Raw genomic sequence first — 24,523 nt, forward strand, 5'->3', positions numbered from 1 at the left:
AGCGCCGCTCTGCGTATAAACGCTCGCTAGAGCATTTTCAAGGTCAAGTGCTCTAAACCAGACATCCGGCAGCCAGGGCTGCCCTTTTAAACGCCGGAACGTCCATGCGGGATGCTGGCGTCAAAATATTTGCCCACCCCGTACTCGCTTCTGCGGAAAAACCGCTGCGGATCGGGGCCGATGATCTGCATTTCCCTGTTTTTGGCCTGCACATCAAGAGCGATGCGCATTTCCTTGGTGCAGCCGGTGGAAAATGTCGAATCCTTGCCCGACCATTGCGGCGGAACCTTGCGGCCAAGCAGTGCAAAACTTTCCTCAATGTCTTCAACGGTCTGAAAGCGCCACACATCGATATAACCGCTGCGTTGCACCTGCTCCCACATATACATGAGGTCATCGCCGTCCATGCCTTCGATGAAGTGCTCGGCGGGGTTGATTATCAGAATATTATCCATTTTTTTCCGCAAATTGTCTACAAAAGCGCTCACAAGTTCCGTTGCGGTAGAGGTTTCACCCGGTATGCTGCCGATAACGCAGCTGTAAAACATGACCGTGCGCCCCTGCGTGCGGGCCTCGCGCATGCCTGCGATAATGGTGGACGCCTGGGCGGCAATGTCGCTCTCGCTGAATTTGTGTGCGCTCTTGGCATGTGGGCGCAGCTTGATGTGAAAGCCCTTGTCGTCCTGCCAGTAGCAGACCACGTCTCTCGTGTACTGGTGGCTGCTGCCCATGAGCACATCAGCCACGCGCCAGCCCTTGCCAAGAATGAGATCGGCCTCTTTCCACGCGCGTGAAAAGGTTACGGAAACCCTGTACAGGTTGATGCGCTCACGAGTACCGTCGCCTATGACCACAAGCCGGTGCTCTCGCAGTTCGCGCAGCAGCTCATTTTTGCTCATGCGCGGCTCGTGCAGTACGGTGCCGCCGCCGATCATCTGCCTGATGGAGGGGTCAACCTCCATGTCTTCCAGCGTGGGCGAATAAAAAAAGAAGCCGGATTTAACGGCAAAAATAACCTTGTGCCCCATGCGGATGAGGCTTTTGGCAACAGCAAGGTCAAAAACAACGCCCCCGTCGGCATCGCACAAAAACAGCACCGTACTGGATTTGCCCGCGCTGGCCTCAAAAAATGACCGCAGGTGCGCGCAGGTTTCACGGACTTTTTCCATGGCAAGGCGCACGGTTTCAGCATCTGGCTGCTCCTCTATCCAGAGGCGCGACATGGCCGAAAGGCACAGCAGGCGCGAAAGCTCAACATAATCAAGCTTGCGCCGCACCAGAGGCATTGATTCGGCCATGGCATCTGCCGGCATTGCTTCAAGATTGTTGCGCACAAAGGGTTCACCGAGCATTTCAAACTGGCGTTTGGTAGAGATTCTGCGCAGTTGCCGCCAGGGGTCGTCCAGCTGGTTGCCCTGTGCAAGCACAAGATCTGTCATGCGCTTGACCAGGCGGGAAGGAATGAGCGTGTGCTGGGTAACGTACTGGCTAAAGCGAAAACGGCAAAACTGCAGGATACGCTTGCGCTTTTCACCTTCTGGCGTAAATGAGCGCACCAGACGCATGATGATGCGCCACGAGCGGTTGTACTGGCGCTGCAGTTCTTCGGGCGCAGTGGGCTGGCACAGCAGTTTGAAGGTTGCGTCAGAGCACGGCAGGTATACCTGATCGTGCACGAGGCTTACCATAAATGCCATCTGCTCCTGACTGGCAACGATATCGGGGTTCATGCCGTAGGCAATGTTATTGTCCATCAGCATGCTGTAAAGCCAGGCATCAAACCGTATATTCTGACCGAGTCGAAATTCGCGTACAGAATCAATGGAACTAACACTGTTCATGCATTTCCCCAGGCTTGCCGCATTCAGAGCCTTGCAAAACAAAGCCCCGCGAGCGCAACCGCTCAAAAAATGTTGTTCCTTTGCCAAGAAAGTGCACGGCGTCGGGCAGGCCCGCAACCGTAACGATGTCGCCAAGCTCAAGCTGCTGCCCTTCCTGTCCGTCTACGGTAAGGAAACAGTCGGTTGAGCCCTGCAATATCTGAAAGGAACACTCGGTATTGCCGGGAAAAACCATGGGCGAAATACTGTTGAGAAAGGGACAGATGGGCGTGATGGCTATGGCTTCCATAGAAGGATGCAACAACGAGCCGCCAGCAGAAACACTGTAGCCAGAGCTGCCCACAGGGGTAGCCACAATGATGCCGTCGCCCCGCAGCGAGCCCAGCCGTTCGCCCGCAATGTATACATCAAAAAGTACAAGCCGCGACAGCGAGCCACGGCTCAAAACCACGTCGTTGACGGCGCTGCCCGTGGCTATCTGGCTGCCCTTGCGGGTCAGCGACCAGCTCAGGGCCATACATGAGCGCACTGGCTCAGCGCCGGTGAGGCATTCTTCCAGTTTTTCACACCACTGCTCTGGCTGGGCATCGGTCAAAAAGCCGATACGGCCAAAGTTTATGCCCAGCACCGGCACTTTACGGCCCACAAGCCGCCGCGCCACGCCAAGCATGGTGCCATCGCCCCCAAGAACGACAACAAAGTCGAGTGGATCTGCCGCGTAGGCTGGTGAATCAGCCCCCGCGCAAATCACTGCCGTTACCTCATGACCTTTTTGGCGCAGCCACAGGGCAGCCTCTTCGGCAAGGGCGGCGGCCCTTTCGTGCCGGGCTTTGTAAACCAAAAGAATATGTCGGCATGTTGCGTTTTGCATACCGCAGCAAGTTACGTTATCAAGTCTGTTACCGCAAGCCTGTGGGCGCTTGTCAGTTGCGGGGCTTTGACATAAGTAAATAGGCTTCCACGTCACGCTTCGGCAGTTGTGAGCAGCATGCACGATACAGCCCTTGAAATTATTAAACGCCATGCCCACGATGGCGCGCGCCTGCGCGAGGAATTTTTTCTCTCGCAGGGCGACGATCTGCGCCATATTGCCCTGCGTACAGCGGCCTGCCTTGCGGCGGGCGGCAAGATACTGCTGTGCGGCAACGGCCCAAGCGCCGCGCTGGCCCAACATATGGCTGCCGAATTTGTAAACAGGTTTGCCATGGACAGGCCCGCCCTGCCCGCGCTGGCGCTGTCGGCAGACTCCACATCGCTAACGGCCATTGGCGGCGACCTGGACTTCAGCCAGATATTTTCGCGTCAGGTAGAAGCCCTGGGGCGACCCGGCGACATGCTGCTGGCCATCACCGCCAGCGGCCATACCGCCAACATAATAGCCGCCCTTGAGGCGGCAAGGCGCGGCGCACTGCTTGCCGTTAGCCTGTGCAGCCCGGAAAGCGACCTTAACCGCCACTGCGACGTGGTTATTGAAACCCCGCAGGCGGAACCCGCGCTCGTACACGAGCTGCACCTTGCAGCCGGACACATGTTTTGCCGGCTGACGGACTATTATCTTTTTGAAAATGCTGTCGCGCTGACCCCCTATCTGCAAAGCCGACACACAACCGAGGTTTGACCATGCCCATCTACGAGTATTCTTGCCAGAAATGCGGCCGGGATTTTGAAGAACTGGTGTTTGACGAAACCCCGCCCACCTGCCCGTATTGCGGCTCCAATGATACGCAAAAACTCATGTCGTGCTGCGCCCGTCGTAGAAACGGCGCGGAAGGCGGCGAATATGCCGCTTCAACCGGCGGTGGCGGCTGTGCGGGATGTTCCGGCGGCAACTGCGCGAGCTGTGGGCATTAGGCGGTAAGGCATGCGTAAATCTTTAGTTATCGCTACCCGTGGCAGCCAGTTGGCCCTGTGGCAGGCAGAGCATGTAAAAAGCCGCCTGCTGGCGCTTGATCCCGAACTCTCCATTGACCTTTCCATCATCAAGACCAAGGGCGACATCATTCAGGATGTGCCGCTGGCCCAGGTGGGTGGCAAGGGCCTTTTTGTTAAGGAAATTGAGGAAGCCCTGCTTGATAACAGCGCCGACCTCGCCGTGCACAGCATCAAGGACGTGCCCATGGAACTGCCCGAAGGGCTGATTCTGGGCTGCATTCCCAAACGCGAGGCCCCCACCGACTGCATGCTTTCGTGCAACTATGCCGATCTGGCTGCCCTGCCGCAGGGCGCGTGCGTTGGCACAAGCAGTCTGCGCCGTCAGGCCCAGCTGCTGGCCCTGCGCCCCGACCTGCGCATTGAAAGCCTGCGCGGCAATGTGGACACGCGTCTGCGCAAATTGCGCGAGGGCGTTTACGATGCCATCATCCTTGCCTCTGCCGGCATGAACCGTCTGGGGCTCAGCGCGCCTTACATGCACGCCCTCGACCCACAGACCTTTTTGCCCGCCGTGGGCCAGGGTGCCATTGGCATTGAATGCCGCGAGGACGATTACGAGCTCTTTACCCTGCTTGCAGAAATAGAAGATACCCCCACCCGCGTATGTGTGGAAGCCGAACGCGGCTTTCTTGCGGGTCTTGAGGGCGGCTGCCAGGTTCCCATTGCTGGTCATGCCCGGCTTGAGAATGACGAATCCTTTGTGCTTGAAGGTCTGGTGGCAGAGGTGGACGGCAGCAGTATCCTGCGCGATTCACAGCAGGGTCACACTTCCATGGCCCGTCAGGTGGGTCTGGAACTTGCCGAAAAACTCCTTGCCAGAGGCGGCCGCGCCATTCTGGAAAAACTTTATCACCAATAACGATCCCCTATGCCAACTATCGCTCCCTTATCTGCGTCACGTCTGCACGCCACTTTTGATCCTGCCCGTATTCCTTGGGATGCGAGCAAGGATATTCCCCTGCCGCGCAACGGACGCCAGAACCCCTTTCAGCCTAGGGCCATGCAGGCGCTGGATCTGGCGCTGCAAATCCAGACCAAGGGCTACAATGTCTACCTGTCTGGCGAGGCCGACCTTGGCCGCAGCCACATGCTGCTCAGCTATCTTGGCCCGCAGGCAAAAAAGTTGCCTACGCCCAACGACCTTGTATATGTGAACAATTTTGCAGATCCTGACAGGCCGCACCTTTTTGCCCTGCCCGCTGGCATGGGTAAAAAGTTCAAGCAAAACCTTAAGGAACTTGTTGAACACATACGCGTCGAGTTGCCTCGCCGTTTTGAGGCCAGCACCTTTGTAAAGCGCCGCGCCAAGCTGGTGGACAACTTCCAGAACGCCCGCATGGGCCTGTTGCGCAAAATGAATTCTGTGGCCGTAGACAAGGGTTTTAACCTTGATATGGACGAAAGCGGCGGCCTTACCCTGCACCCTCTGGTGGAAGGCAAGCGCCTGAGCGAAGAAGAATTCGACAAGCTGGACACAAACCTGCGCCTGAGCCTTAAAAGCAGGGGTGACAACCTTGTGCAGGCCATGTCCGGCTTTATGCGCCAGCTCAACAAGGCGGAAGAAAGCTTTCAGGACGACGAACGTGGCCTTGAACGCGATGCCATGAATCAGGTGCTTGCCTCGTACCTTACTCCCCTTGAGCAGCGCATGCTCAAGGCCTGTAAGGTCAAGGGGCTTGATACCTATTTTGCGGTCCTGCGCGATGATATTCTTAAAAATACCGACGCCTTTCTGATTCGTGACGGTGGCATGGGCCCCATGGGCGACATGCACGGCGGCCCCTCGGCCGAAGCCGTGCTGTACCGCTACGAGGTCAACCTGCTGGTTGACAGCAGCGAGCTTGAAGGTGCGCCCATAATTGTTGAAGACCACCCCACCGCCGTCAATCTGCTGGGCTGTGTGGAACGCGAATCTGAAATGGGCGCGCTGGTCACCGACTTCACGCTGATCCGTGCGGGCAGCATCCACAAAGCCAATGGCGGCTTTCTGGTGCTGCACATAGAGGATCTTTTGCAGCATCCCAATGCGTGGGAAGGGCTGCTGCGCGCCCTGCGTTCAAACGTGGCGCGTATTGAAGATTCCGGTGACGGGCCCGATACGCCCATCCGTACCAAGGGCATCAACCCCGAGCCCCTGCCCCTGAATCTCAAGGTGGTGCTGGTCGGCGACGAAGAGCTGTACGAAGGCCTGCTTGTCAATGACGACCGGTTTTCAAAGCTCTTTCGTATCAAGGCGCACATGGCCGATACAACCGAGCGTAGCGCGGGCAACATTCGCGCCTATCTTGGGCATATCGCCACCATCATCAAGGAAACGGAACTGCCCTGCTTTGACCGCACGGCTCTGGCATGGCTCATCGACCTTGGTTCGCGTATCTGTGAAGACCAGCGCCGTCTTTCGTTGCGCTTTCCGCAGTTGCGCGAGCTCATGATAGAGGCCTCTGCCCTTGCACGCATGAAAAAGCAGGATTGCGTCAGCGCCCCGGTGCTGGAAGAAGCCTATGCAGCGCGTGTTTACCGGGCCAATCTGGTAGAAGAAATCTACATGGAAGAATACGACCGCGACATGATCAAGGTGCAGACCTCGGGCCAGGGCATCGGACAGGTCAACGGTCTTTCGGTGACGTGGCACGGCGACTTTGAGTTCGGCCTGCCGCACCGTATCTCATGTACCGTGGGTGTGGGGCATGAGGGCATCATCGACCTCGAGCGCGAGGCCGAGCTTGGCGGGCCCATCCACACCAAGGCCATGATGATTCTGAAAAGTTACCTCACCGACCTTTTTGCCCGCAAAAAGCCGCTGGTGCTTTCTGGTTCGCTCTATTTCGAGCAGAGCTATGCGGGTATCGAGGGCGACAGCGCCTCTGGCGCAGAGCTGGCTGTTCTGCTTTCGGCCATTGCCGATGTGCCGGTGCGGCTTGATCTTGCCTTTACCGGCGCGGTCAGCCAGACCGGGCAGATCATGGCCGTGGGCGGCGTAACCCGCAAGATTGAAGGCTTTTACAACGTGTGCGCGCGGCAGGGGCTCACCGGCACGCAGGGGGTTATCATTCCCTACGATAACGTCGATCACCTCATGCTCAGCCCCAATGTTGTCAAGGCGGTTGAAAACGGCCAGTTTGCCATCTACCCCGTGCGACGCATAGAAGAAGCCCTAGGGCTTCTGACCGGACTTTCTGTAGGCCGCAGACTCAAAAATGGCGGTTTTACACGGGGCAGTTTGTACGACATGGTTGACAGCAGGCTTGAACAGTTGGGTGCTTACGCGCAGAATGCTTTTAGGCGCAGCAAAAAAACCAAGGATTGATAAATTACGCCGCGTGCACTGGGCACGGCCGGGCGTGAGAACACATCAATAACCCCACACATACCTTGACTTTACCAACTTAATATGTAATGGGGTCAACGCATGGAAAATCCTTATGCCTCACTCTAACCCAGCAAAAGCCGTGATGAACAAAAACAAGAAAGAAGCGTTGCTGCAGGCCGCCAAAGACCTTTTTGGCGAATGCGGGTATGTGGAAACCACCTTCAAGAAAATATCTGACAAAGCAGGCGTTGCTCTTGGCCTGCTGACGCACCACTATGGCAACAAGGAAAAACTGTTCCTTGCCTCTGGGCTGGATGTTCTTGAACGCTTTCTTGTAAAGCTGCGTGCAGCTACCGCCGAGGCTACCTGCGGTTATGACGGCGTAATGCGGTTTTGCAGGGCATACCTTGATTTTTCCATCGACAAGGATTCCAACTGGCTGGTTCTTGTGCGCTGCTCGCCTTACAGCGACATGAAAACCAAGACTGACCGCGATATCATGGATTCCATGTTTTCGCAGGTGCACAACGAGCTTGAACGCGTTATCGCCAAGGGTGTGGAAGACGGCAGCATCCAGAAGATAGACAGTAAAAGCACCGCCCAGGTGATTATCTCCCTTATGGTTGGCTCCAACCGTACCCGCGTGCTTACGCCCTACGCCGTACCCACCCTCTACGAAGACGTACTTGATTTTATTTCGCGCTCCATCAAGGCTTGATGCCTGCTTTTGCAAAATACTGAGCCGTCGGTCGAACAGACTGGCGGCTTTTTTTATATCTGCCGCACGGCAGGCCGGTTTTTGGACATTTACATGCGCTAAAGACAGTCCGTTTGACGGCCTTGCCTTATTGGCCAGGCAATAGGGCTTGCCGACCCCCCGCGCTTTGCAGTAAATACGAAATGTTCAGGGTACATTATCCGCGAGTGATTAGTCGAGTCCGTGCCGTTATTTGTGCGGATTGCCGTGAGCTCTGGGCAGATATGCCGTGGCGCTCGTAGACTCAACCTTTTTGGAGGAGACGGTTTTATGCAAAGGCTTGCGAGCATCCCCATGTGCCTTTTTCTTACCGCCGGACTTCTGGTTTCGGGCTGCACCAGTCAGTATGGTGCGCAAAAAACCAAGGTCAATTATTATCCTCAGTGTTATCAGCCTGTTAACCAGCTGCGGCAAGACGAAAACAGCACGGGCAAGAGCACGGCGGCTGGTGCTGTGGGTGGTGCGCTGCTTGGCGCGCTCATAGGCGGTCTTGCCACCGGCAAGGCCAGCGGCGCTCTTATTGGCGCTGCCGCTGGTGGTGCCGCGGGCGCTGTGGCAGGCAACGTGTACGGCAAGTCAAAGGCGCAAGACCGCGATGCAGCGTACCTGCACCAGTACAGCCAGCAGCTTGGCACCGAAGCCGCCAGCATGAACCGCTCTACGGCAGCCGCCAAGGTCGCGGCCAAGTGCTATGACGACCAGTTCAAGCTCGCCGCCAACCAGTTCAAGGCTGGCCAGATTTCGCGCGTAGAATTCCAGGAAAGATACAACGAAATTCGCAGTGGCCTTGAGGAAACCTCGTTTATCCTCAACGATACCGCAGCCACCATGGCTAAGAAGGATGGCGAATACCAGCAGGCTCTGGCCGAGCCCTATACTTCGGCCCAGCCGACTTCTGTCTCTTCGTCTTCCGGCACTTCCGGGGCTGCCAAGTTCAAGAAGGGCTCTGCCGGTCAAGCCAAAAGCTCGTCCGCCCCTGCGGCCAGCGCCTCGCGTACGCCCGAGCAAAACAATGTGGCTGCCCAGGCCGCGGAATGGAAGACCTCGCGCGAAGACCTTGAAAGCACGCGCCGCGATGTGAATTCGCGCATGTCGAGCTACGAAGAAACCGTTAATAACCTGCTTGGATAACTCTGCTGCCGCGCTGCCGCCCTGTTTTGTTGTGGCGGCTGCGCGGCATTTTACTGCGCCGCATGCCGCGCGGAGCCATACATGAACGAAAGCCAACAATCCGTACCGCCCGAAACGCCGCAAACTGCTGCTTCACCAGAAGCCGCACCTGCGGTGGGCGTGGCTGCCCTGCCCTGGTACCGTCGTCCTCTTTTCTGGGGAATTATTCTGTTTCTGGGGCTTTTGCTGCTTGCCGCCTGGCTGTTCTGGAGAGAATGGCAGCAGGCCGAGGCCTCCAAGGCTGCCGTGGCAGCGCAGACAGAACAGTGGCGCGAGCACAACGCCGCGCTCGAAACGTTCATGCAGCAGTTGCGCGCCCTTCTGGCCAAGGAACCCTGCGAGGTCAAACAGGGGCTGGGGCTCATCACTCCGCCCGCAGGCGTCATGTGGCCACCTTTGGCCTCGGGATCGGGCAAGGCTGATGCCGCGCCCCTGAAACCCGGCGACGCGGCAGACAAAGCTGGCGCCGGGCGTACCGATACCCCGGCAGCGCCTCAGCAGGACAATGCGGCTGCAAAAACACAGATTCCGCCAGTTCCTGTGCAAAAACAGACGCCACGCAATGTTTCTGAGCTGATGGAACAGGCCACGGTGCTTGTGCTCGCCATGCGCGAAGAAGGCCTTTCCATGGGTTCCGGCTTTTTTGTGGCCCCCGGCTACGTGCTTACCAACGCCCATGTGGTGGGCAATGCCACAGAGGCGGTTGTGGTCAACAAGGCCATGGGCAGGCCCTTTGCCGCCACTGTGCGTCAGGTCAGCCACGACAACGGGCAGGACTTTGCCCTGCTGGCCGTCAACGGAACTTCGGGCATTGTGCCGCTCAAGCTGGCGCAAAACGTAAGCCGCACCGAACGAGTGAGTGCATGGGGCTTTCCCGGCGCTGTTACCAACGACGACCCCAAATTTGCAGCCCTGCTCAAGGGCGACGAGGCTGCGGCCCCCGAGGTGGTTTACACCGAAGGTGTCGTGAGTGTTATTCTCGAGCGCACGCCGCCTCTTATCGTGCACACTGCTACTGTTTCGCAGGGTAACAGCGGCGGGCCGCTGGTAAACGAAAAAGGCGACGTGGTGGGCATCAATACCTTCATCAAGCTTGACGATGCCTCGTATCGCCAGTCCAGCCTTGCCATCGTGAGCTCCAGCCTGACCGCGTTTTTACGCGCGGCGGGCGTTCCCATCACCATGGCGCAGGCCAGTGAAGCCGCCGGAGGCAAGCAATGAGTATCCGCATAGCCGTAAGTTTGCGCGGCCAGATGCGCGCGCTTGCCAGCCAGGGGATTTTTGCCACTGACTGCTACGAGCAGCTCAAGGCCATTCTGCAACAGAAGCTGGGGGCGGAACACGCCGCCCTGCTGGCCGAACCGCAGCACAATGCCGAAGGCAACAGTGTAGACTGGTATGCCGAGGGTACTGGCCCCGCCGTGCCTCTGACTGAACTTGCAGAACCAGAAGCTCAGGCCCTGCGCGCGCAGGCAGGTGCTCTGGCCGCTGACATTGCCGCTCTTGCCAAGGACATGACCGCCGATGCCCAGGCCCGGCAGGCCCTCTCTGGTCAATTGCTGCGCCTTGCGCTGCAGCACCCGGCGGATGAGGACATCTGGTCTGTGGACAGCAAGCCAGTGCTTATAAACTGGGGTTTTGCCCCCGGCAGCGTGGGTGCACAGCCGCAGGATCTTACCCGTCTTGGCGGCGTACTGCCGCCTGCTCCGCCTGCGCCCGTAGCAGCGCCCGTACCGGTTGCCGTTGCGCCTCGTAGCGGCTGCCTGCCCTGGCTGCTGCCCCTGTTGCTTTTGCTGCTTCTGCTCTGGCTGCTGGGCGCGGCACTTGGACTTTTGCCCTCTCCCCTGCCCGCTGGCTGCCTGCCTGTTGACCGCGCTGCCCTTGAGGCTGAAAAACAGAAGGCCGCCGCCAACGAAGACCAGCTTGCCCTTTTGTGGCGTCAGCTTCAGGAACGGGCAGCCCTGTGCAAGCCCGTGACCCCGCCGGTTACGCCGCCCGTAACGCCCAAGGTTGATCTCAAAAAGGAAGAACCCAAACAGCCCGATCCGGAAGTGGTTGAGCCTTTCCTTGGTGAAACGCCTGTTGAGCCGCCCAAGGTAGCTGAAGCTCCCAAGCCGCAGCCCAAGCCAAAACCGGAACCCAAGCAGCAGCCTCCCAAGGAAGAACCCAAGCAGGAAGAGCCGCCCAAGCCCACGCCCAAGAAGAATGACAATCTTGCCATTCCTGAAGACGCGGCCAAGAAAAACGACCTGACCTTCCTTGAAGGCTGCTGGACAAGCGAAACCGGCCTGTATTCGCACCCTTCCAACGAGCCCATCATTGCCGAATACTGCTTTGACAAGTCCGGCAAAGGGCGCCGTTTTGTGCGCGAGCGCAACGGGCAGGTGTGCAGTGGTTCTGCCTCGGCGCGTTTCCAGGGCAATCAGCTGCAGTTTGATTCCAGCCAGGCCCGTTGCCCCCGTGGCGGCACCTATGTTCCGCAAAAGGTTGAATGCAACGGTCAGGAAAATTCCACCCAGTGCAAGGGCAGAGAGCTTGGTGGGGCCAATCTCAAGTGGGACGCTCGTTTCAAAAGGAAATAATGATGGATGTCATACCCCGTTACCTTTCGCCGGTCAGCATTATTCCCGGCGGCTGCCCGCAGTTTCTTGATTTCGCCATTCCCGAAGAAGCCGTTAAGCGTCTGCGCCGGTATTTTCGTGAAGAAAAGAAAAAAGAGACCGATGAGCAGACGCGCTACACCCACTATCTGCGCTGCCTGACAGAGACGGAAAACGGTTTTATCGACCAGCTGAGCGGTCAGCAATGCGACGAAGATTACAGTGTGGAAGCCAAGCGCGCCCTGGATGCCTGGGAAGGTCACTGGCTGCCCATTCCTTTTTTGCGCACCCTCGACCAGCCCTGGCCAGACGGCGGCAAGCGTTTTGAGTGCGGCCCCTCAAACTGGGCGCGTGCCCGCGTCATGCGGTCAGACAAACACCCCGGCCAGCTGCGCGTGGTGCTCATGTTTGACACCAATGTGGAAGACCGCCCTGCCGAAGGTGAGCAGTATCATGCGCTTTCGCCGCAAGATGTAACTGCCCACGGGCATTTCATGCTGGCCCACCTTGTGCGCGACAATTCGTGGTTTCTCAATGCCGCCTGGGTGGATGAATGGCTTTACGGCCTCTACGACGGCTGGAAGCAGTCGCAGCACAAGGGGCGCGGGGCATGGCACGAAAATTATCCCTATGTGCTCGAGCATCTGGCCTTTTACCTCACATGGCTTGAAGTTGTGCGCCTGGCGCTCAACGATCTGGCAGCGCAGGTCATCAATCCCGACCGCGATACTCCGGTGGACGTTGATCTGGTGCTCGACATCGGCAACTCGCGCACCACGGGCATTCTGGTTGAAACCCTGCCCCAGCGCATCACCAACCTCAACGACAGTTATCTGCTCGAGCTGCGCGACCTGAGCCAGCCAGAGCATATCTATTCCGACCCGTTTGAAACCCGGGTGGAGTTTGTGGACGCGGCCTTTGGCAACGATGCCCTTTCACGCCGCTCTGGCCGACAGAGTCCGGCCTTTGCATGGCTCTCGGCTGTGCGCATTGGGCCTGAAGCTGCCCGCCTTGCGACGCAGGCCGTGTGCGCCGAGGGCACAACCGGCATGTCGAGCCCCAAGCGCTACCTGTGGGACGAGCGCCCCTGGCAGCAGAGCTGGCGCTACAATAGCGGTGGCAAATCAGAGCCCATGGTGAGCCGTGGTCTGTTTCCCCGTCAGCTGAACCCGCAGGGCACGCCCATTTCGTGCTTTGATGATCCCATGTTCAAAAAAAGCCCTGCCCTGCAAAAGCAGCAGGCCGAGCCCATTTTTGAATCGCTGTTCACGCGCTCTTCGCTCATGCTCTTTATGCTTGGCGAAATTCTGACCCAGGCGCTTGTGACCATAAATTCGCCAGCCACCCGCGCCCGGCGTGAACTGCCCAACCTGCCCCGCAGGCTCAGAAGGCTCATTTTTACCGTTCCAACGGCCATGCCTGTGGCAGAAAAGCGTATTTTCCGCCGTTGGGTCACGTGGGCCGTACGGGTGGTGTGGGACGCTCTGGGCTGGAACCAGTGGTACGCTCCCCGACAGCAGGGGCGTGGCCTTACGGGCGATTACCGCCAGAGTCCGCAGGTGCGCTGCGACTGGGACGAAGCCAGCTGTTCGCAACTGGTGCTGCTCTACAACGAGCTTGCCGTCAAACAGCACGGCGATGCGCATCATCTCTTCCGTCTTATGGGCAAGCCCCGCGAATCGTGCGCCAAGCATCCCTGCATACGCATGGCTTCCATCGACATTGGCGGCGGTACAACCGACCTTTCCATCACCACCTTCGAGCTTGCCAGCGGCGAGGGTGATACGGCGCGCATCAAGCCGCATACCGAATTCCGCGACGGCTTCAACATTGCGGGCGACGAAGTGCTGCGCGAGGTGGTGGCAAACCACGTCATACCGGCCATAGGCCAGGCGCTGGCGCGTGAAGGCCTTGCCGAGCCACGTTCGCTGCTTGGGCAGCTCTTTGGCCGTGATTCCATAGGCATGTCGCAGGAAGACCGCAATACCCGCGTGCGTCTGGTGCGGCAGATTGCCGTACCCGTGGCTCTGGGGCTGCTTGCTACCTGCGAAAATCCCGATCTGCGCGGCGCAAGTTTCAGCTGCACGCTGGCCGACTTTTTTGAACCCGACCCCGTGGCAGATGCCGCAGCGGCAGAATCCGGCAGCGAGGCATCCGCCCAGGCCGCGGGTTTTCGACCGGCAGTGCTTGCCCCGCGCCCACAACCGGCCACACTGCGCGATGTGGCATCCATGGTGCGGCGTTCGGCGTCCTTCATTCAGAACTTTAACATTCTGGATGTGCCCATTTCCGTCAATCAGGCCGCGGTGGAAGAAACCATTCGCAGCACACTTGGGCCAACGCTTTCGGCCCTGTGCGAAGTAGTACACATGTACGACTGCGACGTGCTGCTGCTCACCGGGCGGCCCAGCTCGTGGAACGGCGTAATCGCAACCGTGCTTGCCAAGCTGCCCGTGCCGCCAGACAGAATCATTCCCATGCGGCGCTACCATGCTGGTTCGTGGTATCCTTTTGCCGACGCTCAGGGCCGCATTACCGACCCCAAAACCACGGTTGTGGTGGGGGCCATTCTTTGTGCGCTGGCCGACGGCCACCTTGAAGGATTCTCCTTCGATTCCGGTGCGCTCAAGCTCACGTCCACAGCCCGCTACATCGGCGAGATGGACATAAACAGCCAGCTCAAGCGGCCCAAGGTGTGGTTTACCGTTGATGTGGACAGCAAGGACGGCACGGACAAAACCCGCGCCGTGGCCTTTAGCGGCCCTCTTTCCATCGGCTACAGGCAGCTTGATGCCGAGCGCTGGCCCACCACGCGCTACCATCTGCTTACCTTTGCCACAGAGGAAGCCCGTTCGCGCGCTTCGGGCCGCCTGCCCTACCGGGTTGAAGTAAGCCTGAGCGTTGCCGATGCCCTGGATGAAGAAGATATCCGCAGCGAAACGGACAAGGATCGCCGCAGCGAGGGTGAATTCCGCATTGATTCCATTGTGGATTGTCAGGAACGCAGCGTTGACCGACGCGATCTTGAAATTCGCCTGCAAACCCTGAAACTGGACGAAGGCTACTGGCTGGATACGGGCATTGTTACCGACGCCGGATAATTGAGGATGGTTATGCAGCAGCAGGATATGGATTTGGCGCGGCGTTGCCGCGAACTGTCGGAGACCTCGCGTAGCGCTGGGGCGTGGCTACAGGACAATGCCGAGCTTGTGGGCAGTGAGCGCGCAGCCCTGCAAAAGGATCTGCGCCACGCGGCGCGCTTTTTCGACAAGTGCGAGCAGGCCGCCCGCCGCAAGATGTGCGTGGGCGTTTTTGGCCCCAGCCAGTCGGGCAAGTCCTACCTTATTTCGACCCTTGCCAGTAATGCCGACAAGGTTCTGCTGGCCGATTTTTGCGGTCAAACCTTTGATTTTATCAAAGATATCAACCCGGAAGGCGGCAAGGAATCTACCGGCCTTGTCACGCGCTTTACCACCACGCCACCAGAGGGCGTTACCGAGACCTTTCCCATCCGGCTGCGCCTGCTTTCTGAAACAGACGTGGCCCGCGTGCTTGCCAACACCTACTACGCAGACTGTGACCACAAGGATTCTCCCAATGCCGAAGCTCTTGCAAAGGAGCTTGAACGCCTGGAGAGCCGTGCGCAGTCCCTGCCTGTGGCTGGTGGCATGAGCGTGGACGATGTGGAAGAATTGCGCGATTACGTTAATAAAAACTTCATCTCGCGCCCCCGGGTGCAGATGCTGCAAAATGGCTTTTGGGTGCGGGCCATGGAACTGGCCCCCCGCCTTGAGCTCGAAGACCGTGCAAGCCTTGTGGGCCTGATATGGGACAGCGTACCCGAATTTCAGGCCGTCTACGTGCAGCTTGGTGCGGCGCTGCGTCAGCTTGGCAACCCCACAGAAGCCAGCTGCGCCATCGATGCCCTTATTCCGCGCAGCAACAGTATCATCGACGTGGCGCGGCTTCAGGGTCTTAATGAGCCTCCCACCGATATGCTGACCATCGTGGGTGCGCAGGGCCGCAAGGCTGATCTGCCCCGTGCGCTTGTCACTGCGCTCACGGCAGAAATAACCATCTACATGCGCGAAAAGCCCGACGATTTTTTTGATCACACCGATCTGCTCGACTTTCCCGGTTATCGCGCGCGCTATAAGTTCAGCGATCTGCGTGCGGCCTTGGACAGTCGCAAGGACATGCTCAAGGAACTCTTTTTGCGCGGCAAGGTGGCCTATCTTTTTGAGCGCTACCGCGAGGAAAAAGAACTTACCAGCATGCTGCTGTGCATAGGACCCAGCACCCAGGAAGTGCAGGACCTGCCGCAGGCCGTGTACGAATGGATATGTTCCACCCATGGCGAAACACCAGAATCGCGCGCCAGCAAAGCGCCAGCGCTCTTTTTTGTGCTCACCAAGATGGACATGGAGTTTGAAAAAAAGGCTGGCTCTCCCTCGGTGGAAACGCGCTGGACAACCCGCATGGAATCTTCGCTGGTCAATTTTTTTGGCCAGGTACACGACTGGCCGCACAACTGGGACGGTACGCACCCTTTCAACAATGTGTTTTTGCTGCGTAATCCCAATTTTTTGTGCGAGGCCATTTTTGACTACGCTGGCAGGCGCGAGACCGGCATCAGGCAGGAACAGCAGGCCTTTGTGGAAGAAGTGCACCAGTCGTTTCTCAATTCGCCCCTTGTGCAAAAGCATGTGGCCAACCCAGAGCGGGCCTGGCAGGCAGCCATGACCCTCAACGACGGCGGCGTGGGCCTGCTGCGCGAGAGCCTGCGCCCCCTGTGCAATCCCGAACTCAAGCGCCAGCAGATTAGCGGCAGCCTTGTAGAAAAGTGCGAACGCGTGCGCACGGGGCTTGGGCCTTTTTACCGCACAGACGACAGGGAAGAAATGCGCAGGCAAAAGGAACAGCTTTCGCGCCTGCTAGTTTCTCAAATGGCCAAGGTTGCGGAAAAACAGCTGTTTGGCGAGTTTTTGCGCAGGCTTCAGGTGCGCGATTTCGACCTGTACGAAATATGCCTCAATGCCCGCCAAAGCCCGGAAGATGGTCAACCCGCAGCAACAGCACAGGTGGTTGGCGCTCGTGTTTCGGCCAATGACATTCTGGGCGACATTTTTGGCGACGATGCCCCTGTGACCACTGCTACCGACGATGCTCAGGACGACCAGGCCAGGGACAGCGCCCAGGTTTTTGCCGGGCTGGTTATGGACCACTGGACAGGACGCCTGCGCGATCTGTGCAACGACGCAGAGGCAAGAAACCTGCTGGGCCTGCCTGCCAAGGAACTGGACCAGTTCTGCCACGAGCTGGCGCAGGCTGCGGCCCGCTGCAAACTGCGCGAAACTCTCGAAACAGAACTGCGGCGCTGCTCGGCATTCAGCAACATGGCCCGTGAAAGGCTCATGTGGAAGCAGGTGAGCCTTGCGGCCGATGCCATCAATGCTTTTGTTGATTGGTGGGGCTTTGACCCGCGCTTCAAGGAACAGCCCCAGCGCACTGTGGTTTTTGGCGGCAAAAGTGTGGCCCTGTTCAATCCGCCGCAGGAGATCAAGGGCGAGCCGCCCATAGGCGAAACAGAATCGCCCTACGACCGACTGTGGTACACAGACTGGCTGCGGGCCATGGCCTATAGTGTTATGGCCAACGTGGATTTTGACGGCCAGCAGAGCCTCAATCCGGAACAGAACAACCGCCTGCGCGAAATTTTGCAGGCGTTTAAAGGATAGACCATGCGTGCCAGCATTTCAGCCGATACCGGGCGTGGCCCGGGCAATGGCATCATAGAGATATTTGACGCGGGCAGTGTGAGCGATCCCGATTTTACCCTGCTGCGCGCCTCTGACGGCAAATGCCTTGGCCCTCGTGGTTGGCAGGAAAGTGAAACCCTGCTCACCCCTGACGCTTGGGATAACGACGGCGGCAGTCTGCGTCTGGCCGTGGGCCCGGCAGTGGTTGACGAGGTGGACAACCTCGACGCCTACCGCATCAGTCTGCGTGGCGTGGGTAGTTGCGCGCTGGCCGTGAAATCGCTTGTGTATTCGCACATTGCGGGCGGGCACGGCATGGGCGCTGCAACTCCTGTTGCCCCGGCCCCTCAGCCTGCGCCCCTTGTGTCGCAGCCAGAACCAGTGCTGGAATCGCCAGAGCCGCCTCTTGCCTTTGACGAGTCGCAACAGCCTGTGCCTCCGCAGGAACCACCGCTTGAAATGAACACCCAGCAGCCAGAAAAATCTGGCGGTAAGGGTATGCTTGTGGCGTTGATTGTGCTGGCGCTCGTTGCCGCAGGCGCAGCCGCGTGGTGGTTTTTACTGCGTGAGCCCGAAAAAGCTCCCCTGCCCACTCCCCCGGCGCAGACCCAGAATACGGATAAACCGCAAACTCCCGGGCAGACCCAGCCAAAACCGGCTGATGATCCCCAGCAGGGGGCCGATGCGGCCAAGCCTGCGGCTACCCCCCTTGCCTCTGCCCGCGAACAATTGCGCGGTCAGGCCCTGCCCGATGTGAGTCTGGCCATGGCCAAACCCCTGCGCAAGGCCGATGCCACGCCGGAAGAAAGCGACGCCGCCTTTTTGCTGCTTGAAGACGCAGCACAAAAGGGCGATGCCGAATCCATGTTTCTTGTGGGCCAGTTTTACGACCCTGCCAGCACCCTGCCGCGCGGCAGTATTCCCGCCGATCTTACCCAGGCCAAGCGCTGGTATGATCAAGCGGCGCAAAAGGGGCAACCTCAGGCCAAGACCTCACTCGACAAACTGAAGGAATACGCCCGTGGACTTGAAGCCAAGGGTGATGCCGAGGCCCGCTCACTGTTGCAAAACTGGCAGTAACGGCCAAACGGCCATTGTGCTGGTGCGTATTTAAAGGTTCAGGATAAGATTATCTGGCGTTTGCGCCACCATGGCGGGGGGGGTACTGCCCCCGTCTGTGCAGCCTCTGTGTAAGGTTGCCCTTTTCCGCAAGGAGTCCACTATGCATTCCATGCCTCTTGTTCGACGTTGCTGCCTTGTGTTGTTGCTGGCGCTGGGCCTCGGCATTTGCATGGCTGACAGTTTTTCTGCTGCGTCTGCCGCCCCCCTGCTGCAACAGGGCAAAAAAACACTTTTTCAGCGTGTGGTCAGCCATCCGGGAGCGGCATTGCTTGCCGAACCAAAGGCGGATGGGGCCGTAGTGCGCAAAAGCGTTGTGCCCTTCACGGTCATGTATGTGTTTGACCGCAAGGATGGCTGGGTTCAAGTTGGCGCTTCTACCGCCCAACCCGAAGGCTGGATGGAAGCCGCAAAAACAACGGACTGGAACCAGTCGCTCACCCTGCTCTTCACGCCACGCACGGGCCGCGATCCGGTGCTGTTTTTCAAGACTGAAACAGGCCTGAACGAACTGTGCGCCGCACCCGACATGGAAAAAAGGCTCGATGCGCTGGAAGCGCAGGCTGCAACCCTGCGGCAGAGCAAGGAACCCGCGCCTGAAACCATGCCCATTCTTGCCAGCGAACCGGCTGACGCCCAGGGTGCTGTTTCTGAAAAGCGTTTTTATCTCATGCCCATTCTGGACATGAAGGATCCGTTTGATGGTGTGAAATTTCTGCGCGTGGCCTCCATCGACCCCGGCAACTCCAAGGGCAAGGACGGCAAAAACGGCCCGCCCAAAACCGGTATCGCCCTTGTCATCGACACCACCATTTCCATGAAGCCCTACATTGACCAGAGCCTCAACGTGGTACGCCAGATATACGACAAGATTGAAAAAGACCACATGGCCGAAAACGTGGGCTTTGCAGTTGTGGCCTTTCGCAGCAGTACCAAGGCCGTGCCCGGTCTGGAATACACCACAGAGGTGGTCAGCGATTTTGCTACCGCAAAAGACCGCAAGAGCCTTGAAGAAAAGCTTTCAAAGGTGCAGGAAGCCAAGGTTTCGAGCCATGATTTTAACGAGGATTCGCTGGCTGGCGTGTACAAGGCCGTTGAGGCCCTCAACTGGAGCGACTATTCCTCGCGGCTTATTCTGCTGATCTCTGATGCGGGCCCGCTTAAAAGCGGAGACAAATACGCCTCTGTAAGCATGGGCCCCAGTGAAGTAAACGACTTTGCCCGTCAGAAAGGCATCTGGATTACGGCCCTGCACATTAAAAGCCCTGGCGGCAGCGCCAACCACGCCTATGCGGAGCAGAGCTACCGCGCTCTGAGCAAGCTTTCTGGCAATCGTTCAAACTACCTTGTGGTCGCAGCGCCCACGCCAGCCAAGGGCGCGGAGCAGTTTGCCGCCATTACCAAGACCCTGGGCACCGGCATGGTGGACATGGTCAAGAACACTGCCGAAGGCAAGGTTATGACCAAGCCCAAGGACGAAAAGCCCCAAACGGCTTCGGCCGAAGATCAGGCTGCCAATCTGGCCGCGACTCTCGGCTATGCCATGCAGCTGGAATATCTGGGCAAAACACGTGAGAATGCCGCCCCCTCAGTGGTCAATTCGTGGATTGCCGACATGGATCTGAACCAGCTCGCCAAAAGCAGGCAAACCCCCAGCGTGGAAGTGGCCGTGCTGCTGACCAAAAACCAGCTCAACGACCTGAGCACCCAGCTCAAGACCATCATCGACAATGCCGAGCGCACCAAAAAGACCGATGCGCGCGACTTTTTCCAGGGTGTGCTTTCTGCCTCCACCCGCATGGCCCGCGACCCCAATATGCCCACACAGGGCAAAAATCTGGCCGAGCTTGGCGTGCTTTCCGAATTTCTGGATGGCCTGCCCTACAAGAGCGACGTCATGCTGCTGCGTGAGGAAGACTGGTACCGCATGAGCGTGGGTGAGCAGACGGCCTTTATCAACCGTCTTAAATCGCGCCTTGCCCGTTACGAAGAATATGACCGCGACCGCGCCAACTGGGAAAGTTTTGGTCAGTCCAACCCGGGCGACTGGGTGTACCGCGTGCCGTTGAGCATGCTGCCCTAAAAATGGCGCTAACAAGCGAAAATAAATAACGCTTTCGCCTACACTAGAGCATTTCAGGATTGAAATACTCTAACCGCAATATCTGGGCTTGGGGCAAGGGCATACGGCCTTTGCCCTCGGCCTGGGGGTGATCATGCCAGACATGGTTTTTTCGCTGCGCAATATTGGCAAAACACGCCCCGGCAACGAGGGCTTTCGCCTGCGCATTGAGCAGCTGAACGTGGCGCGGGGCAGCCTGCTTGCCCTTGTAGGCCCCAGCGGCTGCGGCAAAAGCACGGCGCTCGACATGCTGGCCTGCGCCCTCAGCCCCGATATGACGCCAGAGGGTTTTGCCCTGCCGCACCAACACACAGCTTCCCAGGGTACGCTGCCCACAGCGGCCAGTGCCTCTACCAGTTTTGTATTTTCCCCTACTTCTGGCGCTCCCACCGATATAATGGCCGCATGGAGGCACGGCGGCACAGATGCTCTGGCCTTGCTGCGCCTGCACCATCTGGGGTATGTGCTGCAAACAGGCGGCCTTTTGCCCTTTTTATCCGCGCGCGAAAACATCGTGCTGCGCTGCAAAAGCCTGGGAATTTTGCCCCAGCGGCAGGATGCAGTGGCAACTGTTGTGGACAGGCTTGGCATCGGTCATCTGCTTGGGCAGTATCCTGCCACACTTTCTGTAGGCGAACGCCAGCGTGTAGCCATTGCAGCGGCACTGGCACACGGGCCTTCTGTTGTACTGGCAGACGAGCCCACAGCCGCCCTCGACCCTGGCCACGCTGCCAACGTGCTGCGCCTTTTTGCCGAGTTGGCCCGCCAGCTGGGCATTACGGTGGTGATGGTCACGCATAACCTTGACCAGGCACGGCAGGCCGGTTTTGCTCTGGCGCAGGTGCAGGTTGGTCAGGATGCTGGCGGCAGCGTATCCGTGTTGCGCTGGTCCGGGGAGGCTGCCTGACATGGCAAAGACCTTTTCAACCATCTTGCGTCTGGCTGGCAAGGATTACTGGCACGAATTTCTGCTTTCCGCCTGCGCCGTACTTGGTCTGGCTGCCGTGCTCACCCCCCTGATGGTGCTCTATGGCGTAAAGTTTGGCGTGGTGCAAACCCTTACCGAACGCCTGCGCAACGACCCCCGCAATCTGGAAATTTCCCCCGTGGTTAGCGGCAGGTACACGCCGGAATATCTGGCGCAACTGGCCGCTCACCCCGATGTAGCCTTTGTGCTGCCCCGCACACGCTCCATTGCCGCCACTATGGATCTGAGCGTCAATGAGGCCCGCCCCGAAACCAATACCGAGGCCAATGGCCGCATCCTGCTGGTTGCCTCGCTTGAACCCACGGCGGCGGGCGACCCCCTGCTGCTGCGGTTTGGCGCTGCGGCCCCTCTTATGCCGCAAAATCCCGCTGCTGAAGCCATTGGCGTAACGCTTTCTGCCCCTGCGGCAGAGAAGCTGCACGTCAAACAAGGCGACACCCTTAACGGAAAGGTTGAACGTCGTTTTCAGGGCAAGGTGCAGACAGCCCGTGTAGCCCTGCGCGTGGCGGCAGTACTGCCTCTGGCCGCCCAGCAGAAGGATGTGGCCTATGTGCCCCTGCCTCTTATGGAAGCCACAGAAGACTACCGCGATGGACGCGCCGTCCCCGAACTTGGCGCGCAAAACGGCTGGACAGGCGAACCGCGCCCGCAAGAGCCCCGCGTTTACCCCGGTTTTCGCCTTTACGCCCGAAATCTTGAAGACGTCATGCCTTTGCGCCATGCTTTTGCAACGCAAAAGCTTGATGTGTACACACGTGCGGAAGAAATAGAGCAGGTCACGGCCCTTGCCCGCGCCCTCAACATGATTTTTGCCCTTATTTGCGCAGCTACGGCCATTGGCTTTCTGGCTTCTACAGCCAGCAGCGTGCTGGCAAGCATCAAGCGCAAACAGCGCATTCTTGGCCTGCTGCGGCTCAACGGTTTTACCACGGGCAGGCTTGTGCTTTTTCCACTGACGCAGTCGCTGCTTACGGCCCTTTTGGGTACGGCATTGGCCGCCGGGGTGTACGGAGTAGCTGCACTTGTCATCAATACCCTGTTCCGTGCCAGTGTGAGCGGTTTGGAGCAGGTGTGCCTGCTGCTGCCCCAACACTTTTTGATCACCTTTGCAGCTGTTGCCGGGCTTGCCCTGCTGGCTGCCCTTGGCCCCGCCCTGCGGGCGGCCCGCATTGAACCCTCGGAGGTTATCCGTGAAATATAACGTGCGCTCCCGTTTTCGCGCCCCAGTGCTGCTGCGAGGCCTTGCCGCCACCATGTGCTGCGCCCTGTTACTCGGGCTGTCGCTCGCCCCCTGCGCATCCAGCCCCGCGCTGGCCGCTCTGGCCCGCAAGGCCGATGTAAACACGGCTGATGCCTTTAATCCCAGGCCTTCAGATACAGACATCATACTACCCATGCCCTGCGGCCTGAGCATGGTTTTCAAACTGGTGGCTGTGCCCGCCAAGGGTCTGCTGTGGGACATGCCCATGCGCCCCGGCGTGGATGACAGTTCACACCAGGACAGGGCCTACTACGACCGCCGTTTCAATACTGCCCTTTCTGGTACCTTTACGCTCGACGACCTGCCCGCAGCGTGGCGCAAGATGGCTCCGCAGGGGCAGAACTTTTTTTACCTTGTGGCAAAGTATGAGGTCAGTAACCTGCAGTGGCACGCCATAATGGACAATACCTGTCCCGACACTGCCCAGCCGGGCGCAGAGGCAGCCCGCCCCGCTACCGACATAAGCTGGTACGATGCAGTGGACTTTACCCGCCGCTATACCACATGGCTGTTGCAAAACGCGCCCGATTCGCTGCCCCGCTTTGCCGGTGACCAGCGCAACGTGGGCTTTGTGCGCCTGCCTACAGAAACAGAATGGGAATATGCGGCCCGTGGCGGCCAGACGGCTGGCAGCCAGCTGTTGCTGCAGGAAAACTTTTTTGCCCTGCAACCCGGTGAAAGCAAGGCCGACTACGCCGTGTACCGGCCCGAACAGGGCCCTCGCGCAGAGGGCATGGCCAACATAGGCTCTCGTAAACCCAATCCGCTGGGTATTTACGACACTGCGGGCAATGCAGCTGAAATGGTGCTGGACACCTTCCGTTTTTCCATGGCTGGACGGCTGCACGGTTCTGCGGGCGGTTTTGTGCGCAAGGGCGGCTCGTTTCTTTCCAGCGATGCCGAAATCATGCCTGGCCGCAGGGAAGAAACACCCTTCTTTCTCGCAGATGGCCCGGCTCACGCCCGCGACCTGGGTTTTAGACCTGTAATATCGGGTATCAATACCCCCGGTGGTGACCGGCCACAGGAACTGACCGCCGAATGGAACAAGGCCGGTGAAAAACTGGCTCCTCTGGCCGATGGCCAGGCGGCCCGCAATCCTCTGGAGGAACTCGACCGGCTGCTTGCAGCCGCGCCGGACGAAACATCGCGCAAGAATCTTCAGGAATTGCGTAATACCATCAAAGAAAACAATATCATGCTTGAGCGCCAAAAGCAGATGGAAGCGCAATCGCTGCTGCGTACCGGCGTGTATATGATCGAAACCATCCGCAACTATTCAAGTAGGCGTAACAGTTTAAAAACACAGATGGAAAGTATGGAGCGTGACAAAGCCACCGCCAAGGGCGCAGAGCTTGAAAAGCTTAAGAAGATATTAGATACTGCCCAACGAGGACTTGTCATGCTGGATACAAGCCTGGACAAATCCCTCACCTTCTACCGCAGCAAAGTGGAAGAAAGCGCTTTGCTCGCTCCTGAGGTGCTGGCTGCAGCCAACGAATCCCTCGTCAAGGATTTCAGCGGTGCGGACCCGTTCAATGAAAACATGCATAAAAACCTCGAGCTGTATCGGCTTCACATAGATATGTTGCGTAAAAACAAGGTATTATCTCGTGAAACCATGCAGAAGGAAATTCTGGAACGTCGGTTTCAGTAGAGAAAAG

The 24,523-nt window shown here is 58.5% G+C and carries 17 protein-coding genes; 15 read left to right on the top strand and 2 right to left on the bottom strand.

Annotation, left to right across the window (positions count from 1 at the left end; all coding sequences use genetic code 11):
• Positions 1–86: 86 nt before the first annotated feature.
• Entirely contained in the window at positions 87–1,841 is a 1,755-nt protein-coding gene (locus F8N36_RS07400; RefSeq protein WP_291332159.1) for an ARMT1-like domain-containing protein, read from the bottom strand.
• Complete coding sequence (locus F8N36_RS07405) at positions 1,828–2,682, bottom strand: NAD(+)/NADH kinase (protein ID WP_291332160.1); 855 nt, start codon at positions 2,680–2,682, stop codon at positions 1,828–1,830. The genes F8N36_RS07400 and F8N36_RS07405 overlap by 14 nt, the downstream gene beginning before the upstream one ends.
• A 147-nt stretch (positions 2,683–2,829) precedes the next feature.
• On the opposite strand from F8N36_RS07405, the gene F8N36_RS07410 reads away from it, so the two are divergent.
• From F8N36_RS07410 to F8N36_RS07480, 15 genes are all read left to right on the top strand, one after another.
• Positions 2,830–3,459, top strand: a complete 630-nt coding sequence (locus tag F8N36_RS07410; RefSeq protein ID WP_291332161.1) for an SIS domain-containing protein — start codon at positions 2,830–2,832, stop codon at positions 3,457–3,459.
• Positions 3,460–3,461: 2 nt separating this feature from the next.
• Entirely contained in the window at positions 3,462–3,692 is a 231-nt protein-coding gene (locus F8N36_RS07415; protein ID WP_291332162.1) for a zinc ribbon domain-containing protein, read from the top strand.
• Positions 3,693–3,702: 10 nt separating this feature from the next.
• Entirely contained in the window at positions 3,703–4,632 is a 930-nt protein-coding gene (gene hemC, locus F8N36_RS07420; protein WP_291332163.1) for a hydroxymethylbilane synthase, read from the top strand.
• A gap of 9 nt (positions 4,633–4,641) precedes the next feature.
• Positions 4,642–7,080, top strand: coding sequence for an ATP-binding protein (locus F8N36_RS07425; RefSeq protein ID WP_291332164.1), 2,439 nt, complete (start codon positions 4,642–4,644; stop codon positions 7,078–7,080).
• A gap of 145 nt (positions 7,081–7,225) precedes the next feature.
• Positions 7,226–7,801: a TetR/AcrR family transcriptional regulator gene (locus F8N36_RS07430; protein ID WP_291332165.1), complete on the top strand. Its 576-nt coding sequence runs from the start codon at positions 7,226–7,228 to the stop codon at positions 7,799–7,801.
• Positions 7,802–8,110: 309 nt separating this feature from the next.
• Positions 8,111–8,971, top strand: a complete 861-nt coding sequence (locus tag F8N36_RS07435; RefSeq protein ID WP_291332166.1) for a glycine zipper domain-containing protein — start codon at positions 8,111–8,113, stop codon at positions 8,969–8,971.
• Between the two features lie 81 nt (positions 8,972–9,052).
• A complete protein-coding gene (locus tag F8N36_RS07440; RefSeq protein ID WP_291332167.1) occupies positions 9,053–10,231 on the top strand; it encodes a serine protease in 1,179 nt (392 codons plus the stop codon).
• On the top strand, positions 10,228–11,592 hold the full coding sequence (locus F8N36_RS07445) for an SrfA family protein (protein ID WP_291332168.1): 1,365 nt from the start codon (positions 10,228–10,230) through the stop codon (positions 11,590–11,592). The genes F8N36_RS07440 and F8N36_RS07445 overlap by 4 nt, the downstream gene beginning before the upstream one ends.
• A 2-nt stretch (positions 11,593–11,594) precedes the next feature.
• Positions 11,595–14,711 (top strand): virulence factor SrfB, encoded by a 3,117-nt coding sequence (locus F8N36_RS07450; protein WP_291332169.1) that lies wholly within the window; start codon positions 11,595–11,597, stop codon positions 14,709–14,711.
• A gap of 12 nt (positions 14,712–14,723) precedes the next feature.
• Positions 14,724–17,348, top strand: a complete 2,625-nt coding sequence (locus F8N36_RS07455; protein WP_291332170.1) for a virulence factor SrfC family protein — start codon at positions 14,724–14,726, stop codon at positions 17,346–17,348.
• A 3-nt stretch (positions 17,349–17,351) separates the two neighbouring features.
• Positions 17,352–18,449, top strand: coding sequence for a sel1 repeat family protein (locus tag F8N36_RS07460; RefSeq protein ID WP_291332171.1), 1,098 nt, complete (start codon positions 17,352–17,354; stop codon positions 18,447–18,449).
• A 142-nt stretch (positions 18,450–18,591) separates the two neighbouring features.
• Positions 18,592–20,571 carry a vWA domain-containing protein gene (locus F8N36_RS07465; RefSeq protein WP_291332172.1) on the top strand — a complete coding sequence of 660 codons (1,980 nt, stop codon included), beginning with the start codon at positions 18,592–18,594 and terminating at the stop codon, positions 20,569–20,571.
• Between the two features lie 133 nt (positions 20,572–20,704).
• Positions 20,705–21,517 carry an ABC transporter ATP-binding protein gene (locus F8N36_RS07470; protein WP_291332173.1) on the top strand — a complete coding sequence of 271 codons (813 nt, stop codon included), beginning with the start codon at positions 20,705–20,707 and terminating at the stop codon, positions 21,515–21,517.
• Position 21,518: 1 nt separating this feature from the next.
• Positions 21,519–22,799 (top strand): FtsX-like permease family protein, encoded by a 1,281-nt coding sequence (locus F8N36_RS07475; protein WP_291332174.1) that lies wholly within the window; start codon positions 21,519–21,521, stop codon positions 22,797–22,799.
• Positions 22,789–24,516: an SUMF1/EgtB/PvdO family nonheme iron enzyme gene (locus F8N36_RS07480; RefSeq protein ID WP_291332175.1), complete on the top strand. Its 1,728-nt coding sequence runs from the start codon at positions 22,789–22,791 to the stop codon at positions 24,514–24,516. The genes F8N36_RS07475 and F8N36_RS07480 overlap by 11 nt, the downstream gene beginning before the upstream one ends.
• Positions 24,517–24,523 lie beyond the last annotated feature (7 nt).

The sequence above is a fragment of the Desulfovibrio sp. genome (assembly GCF_009712225.1).
Classification (GTDB): domain Bacteria; phylum Desulfobacterota; class Desulfovibrionia; order Desulfovibrionales; family Desulfovibrionaceae; genus Desulfovibrio.